Origin of the sequence: Reichenbachiella sp. MALMAid0571, assembly GCF_040151475.1 — a bacterium.
Taxonomy (GTDB): domain Bacteria; phylum Bacteroidota; class Bacteroidia; order Cytophagales; family Cyclobacteriaceae; genus CAXBNB01.
In genome coordinates, this window is the sequence record NZ_JBDKWG010000086.1 from 1 (window position 1) to 2,421 (window position 2,421).

The 2,421-nt window shown below is 38.4% G+C and carries 3 protein-coding genes; all 3 read right to left on the reverse strand.

Translation table 11 applies throughout. The annotated features are described in order from the left end of the window. The coding region (locus AAOP42_RS02470; protein ID WP_349526874.1) for a reverse transcriptase domain-containing protein at positions 1–274 on the reverse strand (274 nt) is incomplete at its 3' end. Positions 275–480: 206 nt separating this feature from the next. Beyond that, positions 481–1,652 (reverse strand): IS3 family transposase gene (locus AAOP42_RS02475; protein ID WP_502947640.1). Its coding sequence is split into 2 segments (ribosomal slippage): positions 481–1,394 and positions 1,394–1,652, totalling 1,173 coding nucleotides; the frame shifts between segments, so codons are not numbered across the junction. A gap of 25 nt (positions 1,653–1,677) precedes the next feature. Next, the gene (locus AAOP42_RS02485) at positions 1,678–2,175 is read right to left on the reverse strand and encodes a hypothetical protein (protein WP_349526876.1); all 498 of its coding nucleotides are present in this window, start codon (positions 2,173–2,175) and stop codon (positions 1,678–1,680) included. Positions 2,176–2,421: the final 246 nt, after the last annotated feature.

Here is a 2,421-nt window from a genome sequence, read left to right on the forward strand (position 1 = left end):
TCTTACAATATACTATTTTCGTCTTCTCAGGATGGGCTCGTAAACCGCAAACTTCTAGACGTTCTTTTAGTGATGCAAGTATTCTGTCAGCTTCTATTTGGCTCCTGCAATGAATGATCAGGTCATCAGCATACCGTACCACCACACCAGATGGATGGTATTTCTCCAACCACTTGTCAACACAATAATGCATATACAGGTTGGACAGCAAAGGGCTTATCACCCCTCCTTGAGGTGTTCTTGGGGCGTTACAATCATGTGCTTGCTTACCCAAGTATCTATGCCTCTGTATACGATTCCTGTTCGTCAGTACCGAGCTTTGTAGTCCTACTTCCCTGCCTTCCGCAGGCAGGCTTCAGTGCTTGCCTCACGACAAACCACCTTGCAGCTTACTAATGGTTCGAGACACGACTCTCGCCCATAAGGGACTTGCACCCTATAAATTAATACTGGACTTACAACAAAAAACCGGACAAAAAGTTAAGCGCATATTGAACAATTAATTTTCCCATATTGTTCGGGGGTTTTATACCCTAGATATGAGTGTTTTCTTTTACGGTTGTACCAGATTTCTATAAACTCAAACACATCATTTTTAGCATGTAGAATACTATGATAACTGGTATGATAAACCATTTCTGATTTTAATATTTTAAAAAAGTTTTCGGCTACTGCATTGTCCCAGCAATTTCCCTTTCTGCTCATGCTTTGTTGAACAGGGTACCGTTTTATTTCATTTCTAAAAGCAAGACTGGCATATTGAACACCTCTGTCTGAATGAAATATCATACCTTCTTTTATAGTTCTATTTTTGATGGCCATTTTCCAAGCATCAATTACAGTGTCCTCAGTTGTCATAGTTGTACTCAATGACCACCCTATGATTTTACGATCATAAAGATCCATTATCATTGTTAAATACAGCCAGCCTTGTTTGGTTCTAATGTAAGTAATATCAGAAACCCATTTCTTGCCTGGCAACTTTGCTTTAAAGTCTCTGTTGAGATGGTTTTCAGCAATTGGAAACCCATGATCGGATTGAGTGGTAACACATCTGAATTTTTTATTGACGATGCTTCTCAAGCCTTCTTTGCGCATAATTCTAGCTACACGAGGACGTGATACCGACCAACCTTTAGCGGTTAATTCATTGGCGATTTTAGGACTGCCATACCTTCTTTTGCTTGCAGTATAAATCAATTGAATCTCATGGTTCAATTTTATTCCCTGCAATTGTCTTTCTGAAGGCTTCTTCCCCAGCCAATCATAATAGCCACTTCTGCTTATTTTAAAAACTTTACACATCTTCTCAACGGAATATTGACCTTGTTTGGCTTTTATGAATTTGAATATTTCCCGTCGTTCCTGGAGAAGATGCTTACCGCCTTTTTTAGGATATCCCGCTCTTCCCGGGCGTCTCGCAGTTCTTTTTTGAGCTTGGCTATTTCCTTTTGCTCGTTGGTCAAGTTAGCATTTCCATGACCGGAAAAACTGCCTTCACGATATGACTCATGTTCTCTTTTCCATCGTCTAACTAATTCTGGTCTAATACCCAATTCCATGGCTATATCTTTGGTTGACTTCCCTGTCAAACACAGATTTACTGCCATCATTTTGAACTCCTTATCGAAGTGTCTTCTTTCTTGTTTCATCTTATGTAAATTTAGCTTAACGAGCTTAACTTACTGTCCTGTCAAATGTAGCAGTTCCATTTCCTTGAAATTTATACAGATAATACATCCTATAAATTCCAGAACTTGCTAAAGTTCCAAGGTCAATTTGAAGTCCGCCTGGAGCGTTTGAAAATGAGGTTCCTGTTAACACACTAAAGTCGTCTTTCACCAATTTCCATTCTGCAAATTCAATATATTCCAAGTTGGCCAAGTGAATAGCAACTATTTTATTTGTTGGATTAGGGAAAGCGTACCACACTGCATTACTAGTCTGTTCTGGCACACCATCATTATTAAGATTCTCGTATTTTGAAAACAGGGCGATTTCCATGTTAGACCATATTTCGTCATGTTGCCAATCAGTTTCGTCAACTGATCCAATTTGAACACCTTGATTATCGGTTTCAGTAATTCCATTGAATTTAATTGAGGGTTCATCGTCTCCACAGCCATGCAGAATTATCGTTAGAATCAGGGCAAAAAATATATTGAGTTTGTTCATTCTTTTTTTCGTTAGCAATATGCTCTACAACGACCAACTAAAATGAGTATGCGACCCATTTGCTAGAAGCTTCAAGGCTTGCGGTCTGCATTGATATGTCAAAGTGCTCAGTTCGCATATTCATTTTAGTATCCATGTAACAATCTAAAGGGGATTAACTTAATAAGTCAAAATCAAAGTCAAACCCCTAAAGATTAAATTTATGGATAATAAAGTTAGCTTATTTTCATCTCTTACGCTATATGT